This is a genomic window from Flavobacterium rhizophilum, from assembly GCF_046000485.1.
Classification (GTDB): domain Bacteria; phylum Bacteroidota; class Bacteroidia; order Flavobacteriales; family Flavobacteriaceae; genus Flavobacterium; species Flavobacterium rhizophilum.
Window position 1 is genome coordinate 23,253 of record NZ_JBELQB010000001.1, and the last position, 18,335, is coordinate 41,587.

Annotated in this window: 19 protein-coding genes; 11 read left to right on the plus strand and 8 right to left on the minus strand. The window is 35.4% G+C overall.

What is annotated here, in order from left to right:
* Positions 1 to 3: 3 nt before the first annotated feature.
* Positions 4 to 726, minus strand: coding sequence for a ZIP family metal transporter (locus tag ABS768_RS00100; RefSeq protein WP_408072781.1), 723 nt, complete (start codon positions 724 to 726; stop codon positions 4 to 6).
* Positions 727 to 729: 3 nt separating this feature from the next.
* Positions 730 to 1,461 carry an SAM-dependent methyltransferase gene (locus tag ABS768_RS00105; protein ID WP_408072782.1) on the minus strand — a complete coding sequence of 244 codons (732 nt, stop codon included), beginning with the start codon at positions 1,459 to 1,461 and terminating at the stop codon, positions 730 to 732.
* Positions 1,462 to 1,519: 58 nt separating this feature from the next.
* Here ABS768_RS00105 and ABS768_RS00110 point away from each other — a divergent pair, with 58 nt between their 5' ends.
* The gene (locus ABS768_RS00110) at positions 1,520 to 2,683 is read left to right on the plus strand and encodes a THUMP domain-containing class I SAM-dependent RNA methyltransferase (protein WP_408072783.1); all 1,164 of its coding nucleotides are present in this window, start codon (positions 1,520 to 1,522) and stop codon (positions 2,681 to 2,683) included.
* Between the two features lie 62 nt (positions 2,684 to 2,745).
* The gene (locus ABS768_RS00115; protein WP_408072784.1) at positions 2,746 to 2,979 is read left to right on the plus strand and encodes a hypothetical protein; all 234 of its coding nucleotides are present in this window, start codon (positions 2,746 to 2,748) and stop codon (positions 2,977 to 2,979) included.
* Here the strand turns inward: ABS768_RS00115 and ABS768_RS00120 are convergent.
* Positions 2,963 to 3,931, minus strand: a complete 969-nt coding sequence (locus ABS768_RS00120; protein WP_408072785.1) for a hypothetical protein — start codon at positions 3,929 to 3,931, stop codon at positions 2,963 to 2,965. The two genes, ABS768_RS00115 and ABS768_RS00120, sit on opposite strands and share 17 nt — an antisense overlap.
* A 3-nt stretch (positions 3,932 to 3,934) precedes the next feature.
* A complete protein-coding gene (locus ABS768_RS00125) occupies positions 3,935 to 4,501 on the minus strand; it encodes a hypothetical protein (protein ID WP_408072786.1) in 567 nt (188 codons plus the stop codon).
* A gap of 361 nt (positions 4,502 to 4,862) precedes the next feature.
* Between ABS768_RS00125 and ABS768_RS00130 the strand changes: the two genes are divergently transcribed.
* The 9 genes from ABS768_RS00130 to ABS768_RS00170 all read left to right on the plus strand — a co-directional run bounded on the left by ABS768_RS00130 (position 4,863) and on the right by ABS768_RS00170 (position 12,979).
* Positions 4,863 to 6,107 (plus strand): HD domain-containing protein, encoded by a 1,245-nt coding sequence (locus tag ABS768_RS00130; protein ID WP_408072788.1) that lies wholly within the window; start codon positions 4,863 to 4,865, stop codon positions 6,105 to 6,107.
* A 23-nt stretch (positions 6,108 to 6,130) separates the two neighbouring features.
* Complete coding sequence (gene lpxD, locus ABS768_RS00135; RefSeq protein ID WP_408072790.1) at positions 6,131 to 7,153, plus strand: UDP-3-O-(3-hydroxymyristoyl)glucosamine N-acyltransferase; 1,023 nt, start codon at positions 6,131 to 6,133, stop codon at positions 7,151 to 7,153.
* A 13-nt stretch (positions 7,154 to 7,166) separates the two neighbouring features.
* Positions 7,167 to 8,555 (plus strand): bifunctional UDP-3-O-[3-hydroxymyristoyl] N-acetylglucosamine deacetylase/3-hydroxyacyl-ACP dehydratase, encoded by a 1,389-nt coding sequence (locus ABS768_RS00140; RefSeq protein ID WP_408072792.1) that lies wholly within the window; start codon positions 7,167 to 7,169, stop codon positions 8,553 to 8,555.
* A gap of 10 nt (positions 8,556 to 8,565) precedes the next feature.
* Positions 8,566 to 9,351 (plus strand): acyl-ACP--UDP-N-acetylglucosamine O-acyltransferase, encoded by a 786-nt coding sequence (lpxA, locus tag ABS768_RS00145; protein ID WP_408072793.1) that lies wholly within the window; start codon positions 8,566 to 8,568, stop codon positions 9,349 to 9,351.
* Between the two features lie 67 nt (positions 9,352 to 9,418).
* Complete coding sequence (gene efp, locus ABS768_RS00150) at positions 9,419 to 9,985, plus strand: elongation factor P (protein ID WP_408072795.1); 567 nt, start codon at positions 9,419 to 9,421, stop codon at positions 9,983 to 9,985.
* A gap of 66 nt (positions 9,986 to 10,051) precedes the next feature.
* Positions 10,052 to 10,984, plus strand: coding sequence for a UDP-3-O-(3-hydroxymyristoyl)glucosamine N-acyltransferase (locus tag ABS768_RS00155; protein WP_408072797.1), 933 nt, complete (start codon positions 10,052 to 10,054; stop codon positions 10,982 to 10,984).
* A gap of 3 nt (positions 10,985 to 10,987) precedes the next feature.
* On the plus strand, positions 10,988 to 11,350 hold the full coding sequence (locus tag ABS768_RS00160; protein ID WP_157481548.1) for a nuclear transport factor 2 family protein: 363 nt from the start codon (positions 10,988 to 10,990) through the stop codon (positions 11,348 to 11,350).
* Positions 11,351 to 11,532: 182 nt separating this feature from the next.
* Positions 11,533 to 12,405 (plus strand): succinate--CoA ligase subunit alpha, encoded by an 873-nt coding sequence (gene sucD, locus ABS768_RS00165; RefSeq protein WP_035131199.1) that lies wholly within the window; start codon positions 11,533 to 11,535, stop codon positions 12,403 to 12,405.
* Between the two features lie 88 nt (positions 12,406 to 12,493).
* Complete coding sequence (locus ABS768_RS00170; RefSeq protein ID WP_408072799.1) at positions 12,494 to 12,979, plus strand: DNA-deoxyinosine glycosylase; 486 nt, start codon at positions 12,494 to 12,496, stop codon at positions 12,977 to 12,979.
* A 392-nt stretch (positions 12,980 to 13,371) separates the two neighbouring features.
* Here ABS768_RS00170 and ABS768_RS00175 read toward each other — a convergent pair whose 3' ends face one another.
* The 4 genes from ABS768_RS00175 to ABS768_RS00190 form a co-directional block, all read right to left on the minus strand.
* A complete protein-coding gene (locus ABS768_RS00175) occupies positions 13,372 to 15,120 on the minus strand; it encodes an ABC transporter ATP-binding protein (protein ID WP_408072800.1) in 1,749 nt (582 codons plus the stop codon).
* The gene (gene truA, locus ABS768_RS00180) at positions 15,117 to 15,866 is read right to left on the minus strand and encodes a tRNA pseudouridine(38-40) synthase TruA (protein WP_408072801.1); all 750 of its coding nucleotides are present in this window, start codon (positions 15,864 to 15,866) and stop codon (positions 15,117 to 15,119) included. The genes ABS768_RS00175 and truA overlap by 4 nt, the downstream gene beginning before the upstream one ends.
* A gap of 119 nt (positions 15,867 to 15,985) precedes the next feature.
* On the minus strand, positions 15,986 to 16,570 hold the full coding sequence (locus tag ABS768_RS00185; protein WP_408072802.1) for a hypothetical protein: 585 nt from the start codon (positions 16,568 to 16,570) through the stop codon (positions 15,986 to 15,988).
* 21 nt (positions 16,571 to 16,591) lie between these two features.
* Positions 16,592 to 18,127 (minus strand): YifB family Mg chelatase-like AAA ATPase, encoded by a 1,536-nt coding sequence (locus tag ABS768_RS00190; RefSeq protein ID WP_408072803.1) that lies wholly within the window; start codon positions 18,125 to 18,127, stop codon positions 16,592 to 16,594.
* Positions 18,128 to 18,335 lie beyond the last annotated feature (208 nt).

The window sequence follows — 18,335 nt, forward strand, 5'->3', positions numbered from 1 at the left end:
AAATTACAGAAAATAAGCCATAATAACCCCAAGTATAATAGCTAAAAGCTTAGCAAGGTTAAACTTATGCCCTTCGTTACTTTCAAAAATAATGGTTGATGAAATGTGGAATAAAATACCTATTACCACAGCAGAAATTTCTGTAAAGTAATGTTCTATAAAATGTAATTGTTCTGACAACAGTGTTCCAAGCGGAGTCATAAAGGCAAATACAAGCATAAACAGCATAACGATGGTTTTATTAAGTCCGCTGTTTATAAAGAAAGCTGTTAGTATAATCGCAATAGGAAAGTGGTGTATTGCAATACCCCAGGCCATATCATGATGATGGCTTACAGGCATACCTTCCAGTAACGCATGTATACATAAACTTATAAAAAGAAGCCATGGCATTTTTGAGTGGTCATGCTCATGATTATGACCGCTACCATGTACATGTCCGTGTTCGGCACCCTTAGAGAAATATTCCAAAATAATCTGGAATATAATACCTGCCATTATGTATATACCTATAGGGCTGTTATGTGAATGATCATGATCATGACCGTGATGTGCATGCAGACTTGTTTCATAAACTTCGGGCAACAGATGCATTACGGTTAATGAAAGCAGGAACGAACCACTAAAAGCCAAAAGTAGCTTGAGGTTCTTGCGGTTAGTAGGCTTTAATATTAAAGCTATTGCATAACCTAAAATTACTGATAGTAAGGGCAATAAATATATCATGGGTTATTTAAAGATCATTATTAAACGTTCAGATTCATTTTTGTAAAACTTATGCAGCTTATAGTCCCCAAAAACATCCAGCAGGTAAATACCTGCCTCTTCCATCATGGTTTCAAAATCTTCAAGGGTAAGAGCCTTTACTTTTTCTGTAAAATGGAACTGTTGTCCTTTATCGTTAAAATTAATTTCTTTTATAATATGGTTGTCTTCCACATAACGCTTTACGTGAAACTCTATACCGTCTATTACTTTAGTTTCCTGAGGAACCAGATTCGCAATGATTTTATGTACATTCATAAAATCAATAACAGCAAAACCATATTCGGTTAAGCTATTGTGTATGGCTTTTAGTGTAGTGAGATTATCATCGTCACTCTCAAAATAGCCAAAACTGGTAAACAAATTAAATATGGCATCATACTTTTCGTTACATGTATCTCTCATGTCGTGTACTACAAAATGTAGTTTGTCGTTAGTATGTTTTGATGCCTCTTTTATACTGTTTTCCGAAAGATCGGCTCCGGTTACATCATATCCAAGCTTATTTAAGTAGATGGAATGACGACCTCTTCCGCATGCTAAGTCTAATATTTTAGCGTCTTCCGGGAGGTTTAAATAGCCGGTAATATTGTCCATAAAGAGCTGAGCCTCTTCATAGTCACGGTCTTTATAGAGTATATGGTAATAGGGTGTATCGAACCAGGATGCAAACCAGTTATTTGTTTCTTTTTGCATATTCATTTAATGTACCCGCAAATTTAGTTTATTTTTGCCAAGAATTTGAGCGTGAATTATGGAAAATAATTATACAATGATAGCCAAAACCTTTTTTGGTTTTGAAGAGATACTGGCAAACGAGTTAAGAGCCCTTGGCGCACAGGATGTGGAGCAAGGAGTGAGAATGGTAAGCTTTAAAGGAGATAAGGGCTTTATGTACAAAGCTAATATAGCCCTGCGTACAGCCTTAAAGATACTTAAACCGGTTAAAAAGTTTAAGGCTTATAATGATAAGAGCCTTTATAACGGAATTCAGTCGGTTGACTGGAGTGAGTACATCAACGTGAACGATACTTTTGTGGTTGATGTTACATTAAGCTCTGATCATTTTAACCATTCGCAGTTTGTTGCCCTTAAATCTAAAGATGCTATTGTAGACCAGTTTAGGGATAAGTTTGGTAAAAGGCCTGATATTGATAAAAACTATCCTGATTTAAGGATAAACGTTCATATTCATGACGATCAGTGTTCTGTAGCGCTTGATACCTCGGGAGCATCGTTACACCACAGAGGGTATAGAACGGCTACTAACATAGCTCCGATAAACGAGGTCCTTGCTGCGGGTATGTTATTACTTTCGGGCTGGAAAGGAGAGAGTGACTTTTTAGACCCAATGTGTGGTAGTGGTACTATACTGGCAGAAGCTGCTATGATAGCCTGTAATATTCCGGCAAATATAAACCGTAAGGAATTTGCTTTTGAAAAATGGCACGATTGGGATAATGACCTTTTTGATACTATAGTTGATTCACTATTGAAAAAGACAAGAGAATTTCATTATACCATTAAAGGGTATGATAAGGCTCCGTCGGCAGTAATGAAGGCTAAAGACAATATTAGGAATGCTAATCTTGATGAGTATATAACCATATCACAAGAGAACTTTTTTGAAACACAAAAGCAGAGTAAAGGTCCGCTTCACATGGTATTTAACCCTCCATACGGGGAAAGGCTTGACATTAATTTAGAGCGTTTTTACAGAGAATTAGGTGATACTTTAAAACAGGAGTATCCAAATACTAACGCATGGTTTATTACAGCTAATCTTGAAGCGCTTAAGTTTGTAGGACTGAAACCATCACGCAAAATAAAACTGTTTAACGGTAAGCTGGAAGCAAGGTTGGTGAAGTATGAAATGTATGAGGGCAGTAAGCGTACCAAATTCCAAAACAGGGACTAAAAACTTAGTCCCTAAATACTTAATTATATAATATTCGGTAATACTGAAAAAATAAATTAGTTATGAGCAAAAAGAATAAGGCTTTATTATATAACTTTTTAGGATTTACATTTTTTTATTTTATAGTCTATTTCCTTATTGTGAGTTTCACTCACATGACGGGGTATATGGTTCCTGTAACATCAGCAGTGGCTTCTACAATATTATCGCCTAAATTTCAGGCAGTACGTTTTCAGGGGGGAGAAAAAATATTTATGAAGTGGCTTTTTATAAAGGGGGTTAAGGAAGTAAAGTAACAACTAAACTTAATAAGTAAAGTGTTGCTGCTGTAAGCCCCAATAAAACTAAACCATATATAAAATCAGAATCTTTATTAAGTCTTTCAATTATAGGTTCTTTACCATATAATGCTATAAATTTTAGCCTTATTGGTTTTTGGTATAAAAGGAATATTACAGGGGAAAGAGAAAGATAGAAAATAATATCTTTATCTTTTTCATCAGTATGGGAGGTTAGTAATAGTATAATACCGTAAATAGCTAGTATTACGGAAAAAACAAGGGCTTTTTTATACGCTTTTGGATGTTGTAGTAATTCATACTCACCGAACAGCAACAATCCATATCCCAAAAATACCAATACGTTATAGAGGGAAAAATTTTTATGTGAAAAAAGAGCAGTAGCTATTAGTATCATAACACAAATGGCAATTATGATGTTGAGCTGAAAGGAAGCCGATGACTCAGTATTATCATTTGTTTTGTAGTTTTTCTTCTCTTTAGGTTTTATTATTTTTGAATGTTTGGAATCACTTAGCTTAAAATCAGGTAATGTAAAAATTACATCACTATTATTTATCTGTTTTGATTTTCCTCCAAAATCAAATTTTAAAACCTCATTATCTGTAGTTGTGGCATATACATTATCAGACTCTTTATCATTTTCATTAATAAAAATCATAGCCTCTTTTCCCGTAAAGTGACTTTCTAAAATAGTATAAGCTTTTAAGCTAATGTTATACTCAATTTTTATAGGAAATTTGATGTAATTAACAAGAAAGAAAAACAGCTTATTATCCAGTCTCTTATCTGCGATTATTATGTGTTTATTGTTACTTACCGGGTTAATTTGGAATATAAAATCAGGATTAAGTACATCGGTATATGCTTCAATCCATTGTTCAAGTGCCTTAATAAGTAGGGCATAAGTCCCTCCTGTAATATATATAGTATTTTGTTTTATCTCCATTTTTTATGACTGAATGACGTTTACAAATATAGTTTGACTATCATTGCAAAAACCTATATAACTGTGTAAATCGTTTTCTGCGGTTTTACGGGTAAAACCATTTATTATTTCTAATTCACTTTTGTTTTTGATATCGTCAAACTCTTTGAAACGGCTTATAATTTCAGTTTTTACCATGTTACTATCAAGAGATATCTTTTTATAAAGCTCTTTATAATCATTTTGAGATAATTTTATTTGAGAACTGGAAAAATAATCACCTTGAAAATCAGGGTATGAGGCTTTTTTATATACAAATTTTCCTGAGTTTGGAAAGTCCAGATGTGTTACACTTTTAAACTCTTCAATATAGAATTCTTTAACAGGGTAGAAGGCATCATAAGTAATGTATGCCGGTATTACAAAAAGTAAAAACAGGTAACTGTAATTTATTATCCTGTTTCGTTTTTGGGTTAACCACTTTTTCTTCTTCAGGTAGGTTTTGAAAGGAATGTAAATTAAATAAATAATACCTCCAATGATTAATGTTATTATGAAAAAAATAGTGAAAATTATTAGAAAGGGAGTCATAATGATGGTAAGGATTGTGTGTGCTAATATAATCAAAAAAGGCCTGCAAATTTTGTTTACAGACCTTTTCCTTCAATAACCTAAGTAACAAAAAATAACGTTATTATTGTTTTCAGGCCGGTTGAAGATTTTTGTTAATAACCTATTCGGCTGAAGTTGGATTGTTTACGCATTTCTTTAATTAAACACCATAAAATTAAGTATTTGCGATATAAAATTTGGCTTTAGCAACAAAATTAACCTAGGTTTAACGTTTATAATAAAATAGCGTTAATTGTATGCTTTACAGTGTTAAAAAAACTGTGTTTACGGCTTTTCTCATAGGGCAGATATTGTATATTTGTTGAAAATTACCTAATTAGTGAGCAATATCAATAAACTTAAAATATTTAACGATCCTATTTACGGATTTGTTTCTATTACCAATCCGCTTATTTACGACCTTATTCAGCATCCTTATTTTCAGCGTTTAAGGCGTATTTCTCAAATGGGAATGTCCTATCTTGTTTATCCGGGGGCACACCATACCCGTTTTCATCATGCGTTAGGATGTATGCATATTATGCAAAAAACCGTTCAGGTACTGCGCTTTAAAGGTGTGGAAATATCTGAAGCGGAAGAAAACGCACTTTACATTGCTATTTTATTACATGATATAGGTCACGGACCTTTTTCTCACGCTATGGAGCATAGTATAGTGGAAGATGTTAACCATGAGTCTATTTCCTTATTATTTATGGATAAGCTAAACCGTGAGTTTAACGGTGAGCTGGATCTTGCTATAAAAATATTTAAAGGAGAGTACCATAGGAAGTTTATGCTTCACCTTATTTCCAGTCAGCTTGATATGGACAGGATGGATTACCTGAAACGGGACAGTTTCTATTCGGGTGTAGCCGAAGGTAATATTAATTCTGAAAGGCTTATCCAAATGCTTGATGTGCAAAACGATATGCTGGTAATAGAAGAGAAGGGTATATATTCTGTAGAGAAATTCCTTGTTGCCCGTAGGCTCATGTACTGGCAGGCTTATTTACATAAAACCAGCCTAGCTGCCGAACTTGTACTGACTAAAATACTTAAAAGGGCTAAAGAACTTACCCAGCATGGCAGGATACTTACAGCCAGTAGTCCGTTACAGTTTTTCCTTCAAAACAAAATATCTCTGGAAGATTTTAATGATAAAGTGTTGTACACTTTCTCAATGCTTGACGATTTTGATGTCATTTCGGCTATTAAGGAATGGCGTTTTGAAGACGACTTTGTATTAAGTAATTTGTGCAGGATGTTAATTGACAGGGATCTCCCTAAAATCAGGTTACAGTCAGACAAAGTGAGTAAGGATGAAGTAAAAAAACTTAAAGATGAGTTTATTTTGAAATACAAGCTTACTGAAAAAGAGGCCGACTATTTTGTTTTTAAGGGCAAAATTAAAAACCAAGCCTATAATAAAACTGGAGAACCGATACATATATTGAAAAAAGACAGAAATGTTGAGGATGTTGTTGAGGCTTCAGACCAACTGAATCTTAAAGCATTATCTAAGCCCGTTACTAAGTATTACCTGTGCTTCCCAAAAGTGCTTTTGGAAAAAGCAGTCATTTAATTAAATTTTATATTTTTGTCGGGATGAAATTTACAGCAGAACAAATAGCGGGTATTTTAGATGGAGATGTTGTGGGGAATCCGGAAGCGGAAGTTCATACTCTGGCTAAAATTGAGGAAGGAATTGAAGGTTCTCTCACTTTTTTAGCAAATCCAAAATACTCACCATATATATATACTACAAAAGCAACCATTACCATTGTTAACAGGACTTTTGAGCCTGAGTCAGAACTTAGCACTACACTTATTAAGGTAGATGATGCTTACAAATCGTTCTCTAAGCTACTTGAATATTATAATCAGGTTAAGCTTATGAAATCTGGCATAGAGCAACCTTCTGTATTATCTGACACTGTAGAATATGGTGAAGGTCTTTATCTTGGTAGTTTTTGTTACATAGGTAAAAATGTTAAGATAGGTAAAAACGTAAAAATTTATCCTAACAGTTTTGTGGGCGATAACGTGACCATTGGTGACAACTGTATTCTTTTTGCAGGAGTACGGGTGTATTCTGAAACTGTTATGGGAGATAACTGTACTATCCATTCGGGGGCTATTATTGGTTCTGACGGATTTGGATATACTCCTAACGAAGAAGGTGAATACCATAAAGTACCTCAAATAGGGAATGTTATTCTTGAAGATAATGTAGATGTGGGAGCCTGTACTACTATAGACAGAGCCACACTGGGTTCTACAGTTATTAAAAAAGGTGTTAAGCTGGATAATCAAATACAAATTGCACATAATGTTGTAATAGGTGAGAATACTGTTATTGCATCACAAACCGGCATTGCCGGATCTACCAAGATAGGTAAGAGTTGTATTATAGGTGGTCAGGTTGGTATAGTAGGGCACATTACAATAGGTAACAATGTACGTATACAGGCACAATCGGGAGTATCTAAAAACCTTGCCGACGGTGAAACCGTACAGGGGACACCTTCACTGGGGTATTCTGACTTTAACAAGTCATACGTACACTTTAAAAATCTGCCTAAAATTGTAGCAGATCTAGAGGATATTAAACAACAAATCAAACAATAATAAAAATAGATTTATGGTTAAGCAAACCACAATCAAAAGTGAAATTTCATTAAAAGGGGTAGGGCTTCATACAGGTAAAGAAGTTACTATGACTTTTAAACCTGCACCGGTAAACAACGGATATACTTTTGTAAGGGTAGATCTTGAGGGATATCCTATTGTAGAGGCAGATGCCAACTATGTAGTAAACACGCAAAGAGGTACAAACCTTGAAAAGAACGGTGTCAAAATACAAACTTCAGAGCACGTTCTTGCTGCATTTGTGGGTTGCGATGTTGATAATGTTATTATAGAACTGGATGCTTCCGAACCACCAATTATGGACGGTTCTTCCAAATACTTCGTAGAGGCTGTTGAAAAGGCCGGAGTAGAGGAGCAGGATGCTGAAAGAAAAGTATATGTGGTAAAAGAGGTTATCTCTTATACTGATGAAACTACAGGAAGTGAAATCATAGTTATGCCTTCTGATGAATATCAGGTAACCACAATGGTTGATTTTGGTACTAAAGTTTTAGGAACCCAAAACGCAACCTTAAAAAGCCTTAAAGATTTTAAAGCAGAAATTGCAGATGCAAGGACTTTCAGTTTCCTTCATGAGCTTGAGACGCTTTTAAATAACGGACTTATAAAAGGAGGAGACCTTAATAACGCTATTGTTTATGTGGATAAGGAGATATCTCCTGAAACAATGGAAAACCTTAAGGTTGCTTTCGGTAAAGACTCTATTGCAGTTAAACCAAACGGTATTCTTGATAACCTTACGCTTCATTATCCTAATGAGGCTGCACGTCACAAACTGCTTGATGTGATTGGTGACCTTGCACTGGTAGGTACAAGAATTAAAGGTAAAATTATAGCTAATAAGCCAGGACACTTTGTAAACACTCAGTTTGCTAAAAAACTGTCAAAACTGGTAAAAATAGAACAGCGCAACCAGGTACCTGTTTTCGATTTGAATCAGGAGCCGCTTATGGATGTTAACAAAATTATGAGCATGTTGCCTCACCGTCCGCCATTCTTATTGGTAGATAAGATACTTGAGATGAGTGAGAGCCATGTGGTAGGCCTTAAAAACGTCACCATGAACGAGAGCTTCTTTGTAGGTCACTTCCCGGGTGCTCCGGTAATGCCGGGAGTACTTATAGTTGAGGCTATGGCTCAAACAGGGGGTATATTAATATTAAGTTCTGTACCAGACCCTGAGAACTACCTAACTTATTTTATGAAAATTGACAACGTTAAGTTTAAGCAAAAGGTATTACCAGGTGATACACTTATATTTAAGTGTGACCTTATTTCTCCTATCAGGAGAGGTATATGCCACATGCAGGCTAATGCCTATGCAAACGGTAAACTTGCAGCAGAAGCAGAACTAATGGCGCAAATTGTCAAAAACAGTTAAACAAGACTTTATGAATCAACCTTTAGCATATGTACATCCGGGGGCTAAAATAGCCAAAAATGTAGTGATTGAACCTTTTACTACCATTCACAATAATGTAGTAATTGGGGAAGGAACCTGGATAGGATCAAACGTGACCATTATGGAAGGTGCGCGTATTGGTAAAAACTGTAATATATTTCCGGGGGCAGTAATTTCTGCACCGCCACAGGATTTAAAATATCAGGGAGAAGACACTACTGCCGAAATTGGCGACAACACAACTATCAGGGAGTGTGTAACCATTAACAGAGGGACTATTGACAGAATGAAAACCGTTATTGGTAACAACTGTCTTGTTATGGCTTACTCTCACGTTGCTCACGATTGTTTTGTGGGTAACTTTTGTATATTCTCTAATAATACTAACTTAGCAGGACATATAACTGTGGGCGACTATGTGGTATTAGCAGGTTTAACAGCGGTGCACCAGTTTTGTACTATTGGTAACCACGCTTTTGTAACCGGTGGTTCGTTAGTACGTAAAGATGTTCCTCCATTTGTAAAGGCGGCAAGAGAGCCACTTTCTTACGTTGGTATCAACTCTGTTGGACTTAGAAGAAGAGGGTTTACCTCAGAAAAGATAAGCGAGATACAAAACATATATCGTATTCTTTACCAAAGAAATTACAATACAACTCAGGCTATCGAAATTATTGAAGCCGAAATGGAAGCTACACCGGAACGTGATGAGATTATCATGGCAGTTAGAAACTCGTCAAGAGGTATAATGAAAGGATATACAGGAATGTATTAATACATTTTTGTAAGGCTGAAATACAGATACAAGCAAACAAAGTAATAAATTTTAACAGAAAGGAATAATGGCTAGTACATCAGATATTCGCAACGGACTATGTATTAAATACAATAACGATATCTATAAGATTATCGAATTCTTACACGTTAAGCCGGGTAAAGGACCAGCTTTCGTAAGAACTAAACTAAAGAGTTTAACAACAGGTAAAGTACTTGATAACACTTTCTCTGCAGGTCATAAAATTGAAGACGTAAGGGTAGAAACTCACAAATTTCAGTATTTGTATCCTGAAGGAGATCTTTTCCACTTTATGCATGCCGAAACGTATGAGCAAATTTCTCTTCAAAGAGATATTCTTGATGCACCGGATCTTTTAAAAGAAGGGGAAATGGTAATGGTTATCATTAATACTGAAACTGAAGCTCCTCTATCTGTAGATATGCCTGCTTCTGTTATTCTTGAAGTTACTTATGCAGAACCAGGTGTTAAAGGTAACACTGCAACAAATGCAACTAAGCCGGCTAAGGTTGAAACAGGTGCATCTGTAAACGTTCCTTTGTTTATTAACGAAGGTGATAAAATTAAAATTGATACTGCAACAGGCTCTTATGTTGAGCGTGTTAAAGAATAATTTATACTACAGGCCAGTTTAAAATATTTTGAACTGGCTTTTTTATCTTAATTCATTTTCATTTTTATGAAATTCCCTAAAGTTTATCCTATTAAGGAAATCGCAGCAATTATTGACTGTGATTTTGTAGGTGATGAGAACTTCCCGGTACACGGTATGAATGAAATTCACGTGGTCGAACCGGGAGATATAGTTTTTGTAGATCATCCTAAATATTATGATAAGGCATTACAGTCGGCAGCGACAATTGTACTTATCAATAAAGAAGTAGATTGCCCTGAAGGTAAAGCACTTTTGGTTTCAGACGATCCGTTTAGGGATTTCAATAAACTTACCAAACATTTTCAGCCTTTTAAAGCAGCAGGAGCAGCTATAGCCTCTACAGCTAAAATTGGTGAAGGAACGGTCATACAACCCAATGTTGTAGTTGGCGAAAATGTTACTATTGGTAAAAACTGCCTTATTTATTCTAACGTTGTGATTTATGACAATGCTGTTATAGGTGATAATGTTATTATACATGCAGGTACTGTTTTAGGAGCCGATGCTTTTTATTACAAAAAGCGTCCTGAAGGATTTGATCAATTGCTTTCAGGTGGTCGCGTTGTGATTAAAGACAACGTTGGTATTGGTGCATTATGTACTATAGATAGGGGAGTAACAGGTGATACTACTATAGGTGAAGGTTCTAAAATTGACAATCAGGTGCATATAGGCCATGATACAGTAATAGGTAAAAAATGTCTTATTGCTGCACAAACCGGTATTGCAGGTTGTGTTATAATTGAGGATGAAGTTACGATTTGGGGGCAGGTAGGTACTACCAGTGGTATAACCATAGGTAGTAAGGCGGTATTACTGGCGCAGTCGGGCATTAGTAAATCCCTTGAAGGCGGAAAAGTATATTTTGGCTATCCGGCAGAAGAATCAAGAGAAAAGCTAAAACAACTTGCACATATCAAACGTATTCCCGAAATTTTAGAAAAATTAAAAAAATAAGATATGGGAGCTAAAGAACTGGTTTTGGAGTATTATAATTCGCAGGCTTATGCAAATGCAGAAGCCCTGAAACGTTTTATTCATAATGATATTGTATTGCAATGGAACAGTTCTAAAGGCTATCTTGAACTTGATAAGGATGATTTACTGGCTTTAGCTGCCGAACTGAATAAATCTTACATTTCATCGCGTGTAAATATATCTCATATTATTGAGGAAGGGGATACCGTTAGTGTACGTTATACCCATTATGTACATGCATTTGAAAATCCGGATGAAGAAATGGTATTGGCTAATTTTATGGTAATTTGGGAAATAAAAGACAATCAGTTTTATAAAGGTTTTTTAATGAGTCAGTTAGCTTAACGGTTGGTTTTACTATAAAAGTCATTCACCTGTTGGTTATCATTCTGTCAAAAAAATATAAAGAAAAAAGCGTGGGCTTTTTTTAGTGAATTAAGTGTATAAAAATCAAAAAAAGCTTTATATATAATTAGTAAAAAGCTATTTTTGCATTGCGATTTAAAAAATAATTTAAAAAATATATCATGAGTGTTCTGGTTAATAAAGATTCCAAAATAATTGTTCAGGGATTCACAGGAAGCGAAGGTACTTTCCACGCTACCCAAATGATTGAATATGGCACTAACGTAGTAGGTGGTGTAACACCGGGTAAAGGTGGTACTACTCACTTAGATCGTCCTGTATTTAATACTGTAAAAGATGCAGTTGAAGTTGCAGGTGCTGATACATCTATCATATTTGTTCCGCCGGCATTTGCTGCTGATGCAATTATGGAAGCTGCTGAGGCAGGTATCAAAGTAATTATTGCTATTACAGAAGGTATTCCTGTTGCAGACATGATCAAAGCTTATGACTACATACAAGGTAAAGACTGTCGTTTAGTAGGTCCTAACTGTCCTGGTGTTATTACTCCGGGTGAAGCTAAAGTTGGTATCATGCCAGGTTTCGTATTCAAAAAAGGTAATGTAGGTATCGTTTCTAAATCAGGTACACTTACTTATGAAGCTGCAGACCAGGTTGTAAAGCAAGGTTTAGGTATTACTACAGCTATCGGTATTGGTGGTGACCCAATCATTGGTACTACTACTAAAGAAGCAGTTGAGCTTTTAATGAATGACCCTGAAACTGAAGCTATCATCATGATAGGTGAGATTGGTGGTCAGCTTGAGGCGGATGCTGCTAAATGGATTAAAGCTGATGGTAACAGAAAACCAGTTATTGGTTTCATTGCCGGAGAAACTGCTCCTAAAGGTAGAACAATGGGCCACGCAGGTGCGATTGTTGGTGGTGCTGACGATACAGCAGAAGCTAAAAAACGTATCATGAGCGAAAACGGTATCCACGTTGTTGACTCTCCAGCTGAGATAGGTAAAAAAGTAAAAGAAGTTCTAGGATAATTTCTTTAGATTATAAAATTAAAGCCTCACAATGTGAGGCTTTTTTTGTTTCTAAAACTTATATTGTGATATGGTTTACAATGATAATATGAAAAAAGCATTTCCGCCCTTAGTACATAGTAAATGTACTATACTGATACTTGGTACCATGCCGGGTGAGAAATCGCTGGAATTAGGGCAGTATTATGGTAATAGGGGTAACCAGTTTTGGAAACTGATATATAATTTACTAGGGGAAGATTTTTCTTTAGATTATGAAGATCGTAAATTATTGCTTGGTAAATATAATATAGCCTTATGGGATGTACTTGAGTTTTGCGAAAGGCAGGGAAGTCTTGACAGTAATATTAAAAATGAAGTAGCTAATAATTTTGATGACTTCTATAAAAATCACCCTAATATCAGCCATGTATTTTTCTCCAGTAAAAATGCAGCGGTATATTATGATAAATATGTTGGGAGAAAGAATAATCTTAATTATGATGTATTGCCTTCACCAAGCGGAGCAAATGCTACAAAATCATTTGCAGAGAAACTTGAAATATGGGCGAAAAAAATTTTGCCACTGACTTAAAAAATCAATGGCAAAATATTTTCTTCATGATATTTTTGAATTGCTCACGAAGTAAAGTACCTCCTTAACCGTCTTTGTCGGTAGCTTCTAATGCTTACCTCGATAAGGAGCTTTAGTTTGTTTTTTAAGTTAGTCCATTTCATAATACTGTGGGGTTGATTTTGATAGTTGCAAGTTCAGTATTTATAAATTAAATATTTCTAATTTTATATTAAATTTTTATTAAAAACATTAGTTAATTAAGTGTTTGTTTTTCATAAAATTAACGACTTAATTCTTATAATATTGTCTTTTTATACAAAATTACTTACGTAATTATTTGTTAAATGGTTTTACTTTTGAAAATAAGTGTTAAAAAAAGCTACCCTTAGGTAGCTTAAATTAGTTTTTTATTAACTCTCAACAGCAAACTGCGAATAGTAGAGGTTTTTGTAATAGCCCTCATCTTTATTAATGAGTTCGTAGTGTGAGCCAGCTTCTACAATTTTACCTTTATCCATTACAATAATCTTATCGGCATTAATAATAGTGGCAAGTCTGTGTGCAATAACAATTGATGTCCTTCCTTGTGTAATGGTGTCGGTGGCATTTTGAATAAGCTCTTCAGAATAAGTATCTATTGAAGATGTTGCCTCATCTAATATTAATATACTAGGGTTGCTCACATAAGCCCTTAAAAAGGCGATAAGCTGTCTCTGCCCCGAAGAAAGCATTACACCACGTTCTTTTACATTATAATCATAACCGTTAGGTAGTGACATAATAAAATCATGAACACCAATGTTTTTTGCAGCGGTTATAACCTGTTCTCTTGTTATATTGGGATCATCCAGTGTAATATTATTAAAAATAGTATCTGCAAAAAGGAAGACATCCTGTAATACCACAGCTATTTGTTTTCTAAGGCTCTCCAATGTAAATTCATTAATGTTAGTGCCATCAATGCATATAGTACCGCTATCTATTTCGTAAAATCGGTTTAACAGGTTTATAATGGTCGATTTACCCGCACCTGTAGCACCAACTATAGCAATGGTTTCTCCTTCCTTTACATCAAGGTTAATTCCTTTAATTACTTCTTCATCCTCAATATAGCTGAAGCGCACATCTTTAAAGTTTAGATTTCCTTTAAAATGAGTAGCTATAAGTGTGCCTGCATCCTGTATTTTCATTTCAGAATCCAGTAATTCCAATACCCTGTCTGAAGCTATTATCCCCATTTGGAGCTCGTTAAACTTATCGGCTATTTGCCTTAATGGGTTAAACAGCATACTTATAAACATAGTGTAGGCAAACAAATCACCAAATGTGGTTATGTTATCTCCGTTAAGTATATTTAATCCTCCATACCAAATAATAATACCTAATGTAATAGACGAAATAATATCGGCAATAGGGAAGAAAATAGAGTTATATAAAATATTTTTTAACCAAGCTTTGTTGTGTTTCCTATTAATTTCCTTAAATTTTTCGTACTCAATTTTCTCACGATTAAAAAGCTGAACGATTTTCATGCCGGTAAGCCTTTCCTGTACAAAGGTGTTAAGGTTTGAAATTTGGGCACGAACCTCCTCAAATGCAGCCTTCATTTTGATTTGGAAAATTCGGGTAGCATAAAGTAAAATAGGCATAGCCAGTAATACGATAAAGGTTAACTTCCAGTTCATGTAGAACATAAAGCCAAGTATAACTATCATTTTAAGCAGGTCACTGATTATCATGAACAAACCCTGACTGAAAATTCTGGCGATAGATTCGATATCAAAAACGGTACGGGTTACCAGTTTACCTACAGGTTCGTTATCAAAAAACTTCATTTTGAAACGTGAAATCTGACTGAAAAGTTTCTCACGAATATCCTTAACGATATCCTGTCCCAGCCAGTTTGCCCAGTAAACAAAGTAAAACTGTGAGGTGACCTCAAGCATTAAAACAACGCCCATTGCAATAATGTAATACAGCAGGCCTGTTTCATCTTTGGGGCTTACATATTCGTCTACCGTTCTTTTTAAAAGATAGGGTCTAAGGGCAGCAAAAAGCGATAGCGATATTGCAAAAAAGATAACGGCATTGTAGCGGGCCCTGTAAGGTTTGGTAAACTTTAGTACTTTTTTTAGTGATGTGGATTTTATTGCTTTCATATTATTTCTTGATCGATGTATGGATAAGCTACCTTGGTTAGGTACAATCCGTGTGCGGGAACCGAGAAGCCTGCTTTATTTCTGTCGCGGCTATCTATAATTTCCCTGAATTCCTGTAAGGTTAATTTGCCCTGTCCTACATTTACTAATGTTCCTACAATGGCCCTTACCATGTTTCTTAAAAATCTGTCGGCAGCAACGGTAAATACTAACTTGTTGCCATTTTGTTTCCAGTTGGCTTCCATCATTACGCAGTTAAATGTTTTGACATCTGTATGCGTTTTTGAGAAGCATTTAAAATCTTTATAGTCAAAAAGGATTTTAGCGGCCTCGTTCATTTTATCTATATCCAGTTTATGGAAATAATACCAACTGGCTTCGTTATCAAAGGCATCCTTATAAGTATGTATATGATATTCGTAGGTACGGCTGGTAGCATCAAAACGGGCATGCGCATCATCATGCAGTGGTATTATCCTGTATACCACTATATCTTTTGGTAAAAATGCGTTGAGTTTTTTTGTCCAGAAGCTACTGTCCAGTTCCTTATCAAAATCAAAATGAGCATACATTTGTTTTGCATGCACACCTGTATCTGTACGGCCGGCCCCTGTAACATCTATAGGTTGTTTTAGCAGGGTAGAGAGGGCTTTATTTAATACTTCCTGTACCGATATGCTGTGTGGCTGATACTGCCACCCGTGATAGTTTTTTCCGTTATAAGCAAATTCAATAAAATACCTCAAAACCTGTAGCTAATTTTTTATGCAAAGATACTATTTTTTGGGTATTGACGGCGTAAAGTTACAGACAGGCAAAGTAACAAATTATATTTTTTAACAGTGTTAAATAGAGGTTAGGTTTATTATTTATTTTCAGGTTTTTCTCCGTCTATACTTACATCAACAACAATAAGTTCTTCTACGCCTTCAAGTGTTTTTGTAACAGGTAATGCTTTTTTTCTCAATGTTTTACCCATAAATGTACCATTTACAAGATAAACTTTCCATTTATTGTTTTTTCTTATCTCGTTCTCAGTATAAGTTAAAACAGCGCTGGTATCTATTATGTTTTTTAAATTAACAAACTCCTTTTTGTCAGCTAACAATATATCTTTAAAGTTATTTTTATTAATTTCTTCAACATCATATAGCATGTCTTCATGACAATTGAGAACATAAACCGAATCATTTAATATGTTATGTAAAAATACACGGGGTATACCTACTGAGTCAGAAGTCGCTTTAAGGCCTTCCCGGTTTTTAAAAGCATAGATATTTACTTTATTATCAGTTGATTCAAAATACGGTTTGTAATATTCTACTCTTTCGTCATTAGGGACATAGGTTTCAAAATTTTTTATGCCATAAATTATTTTAGCAATAGGGGTGCATGAAGCTAAAAAAACAAAACTTAATACTAGTAGTGTCTTTATGTGTGTTTTATTCATTCTAATTAAATAATATATATTTTACCCCAGCCATCCCTCACGGTCAAGGCTTCTATATTGAATAGCTTCTGATATGTGTTGTGATTCAACATTCGTTGAGCCTTCTAAATCGGCAATGGTACGCGATACTTTTAAAATTCTGTCGTAAGCACGAGCTGAAAGATTAAGCCTTTCCATAGCTGTTTTTAAAAGCTGTAACGAAATTTCATCAAGATCACAGTACTCGCGTATCTGTTTGGTATTCATCTGGGCATTGTAGTGTATGTTTTCCAGATGTGCAAAACGATTTGTTTGTATCTCTCTGGCTTCCATAACTCTTTTCCTGATGTCTGTACTGCTTTCGGCTTTTTGTTTGTCGGATAGTTTCTCAAAAGGCACTGGTGTAACTTCGATATGAATATCAATCCTATCCAATAATGGACCCGATATTTTGCTCATATAGCGTTGCATTTCATGTGGTGACGAACTTACCGGAGCATCGGGGTCATTAAAATAACCACCCGGACTAGGATTCATACTGGCTACCAGCATAAATGATGATGGGTAAGTAATGGTGAATCGGGCACGTGAAATGGTAACTTCCCTATCTTCCAGTGGTTGACGCATAACCTCAAGTACTGTTCGTTTAAACTCGGGTAACTCGTCCAAAAACAAAACGCCATTATGTGCCAGTGAAATTTCTCCCGGTTGTGGGAAAGTTCCGCCTCCAACCAGAGCAACATCCGAGATTGTGTGATGGGGATTTCTAAACGGACGTTGGTTCATTAGTCCTACATCTTTTATCTTGCCGGCAACACTGTGGATTTTTGTTGTTTCCAGGGCTTCCTTGAGTGTCATAGGTGGTAATATGCTGGGCAGTCGTTTGGCAAGCATGGTTTTACCTGCTCCTGGAGGACCTATAAGTATTATGTTATGTCCGCCTGCCGCTGCAATCTCCATACAGCGTTTTATACTTTCCTGTCCCTTAACATCAGCAAAATCAAATTCTGGGAAATCAAGTGTTTTATAAAATTCTTCGCGGGTATTGATTACGGTAGGCTGTAAGCTGCCTTTCCCGCTAAAAAAGTCAATTATTTCGGTAACGTTTTCTATTCCGTATACATCCAGTCCACTAACAATAGCTGCTTCTTTTACGTTTTGTTTAGGGAGGAAGAAACCTTTAAAACCTTCTTCCTTTGCCTTAATAGCAATAGGTAGTACGCCTTTAATTGGTTGTAGGCTTCCGTCTAGCGAGAGCTCACCCATTATAATATATTTATCAACTTCTTCAGGCGGGATTTGTCCTGATGCTGCAAGTATTCCTACAGCAAGAGTAAGATCGTAAGCAGATCCTTCTTTTCTCAAGTCGGCCGGAGCCATATTAATGGTAATCTTTTTACCGGGTAATTGATAACCGTTATTCTTTAAGGCCGCAGCAATACGGTAACTACTTTCTTTAACGGCATTATCGGGCAATCCTACAAGGTGATATCCTATTCCTTTATCAATATTAACCTCTACGGTTATGGTTGTGGCTTCAACACCAAATACGGCGCTTCCAAATACTTTTATGAGCATGTTATTAACTTAAATGGCTTATAATTAATTTTTTATGTTTTGTGGTAACAAAGGTCTTGCGGGTAATTAGACACGTAGGAAATGAGTCATCATAGAGAGGTAAAAAACAAAAGTTTTTCATGTATTGGTAAGGTTGAGTTTTAAGTGCTTAAAAATAGGAAAAAAATATATGTGTAAGTTAATTAAGTCCTGTAAAACTATTTTTCTT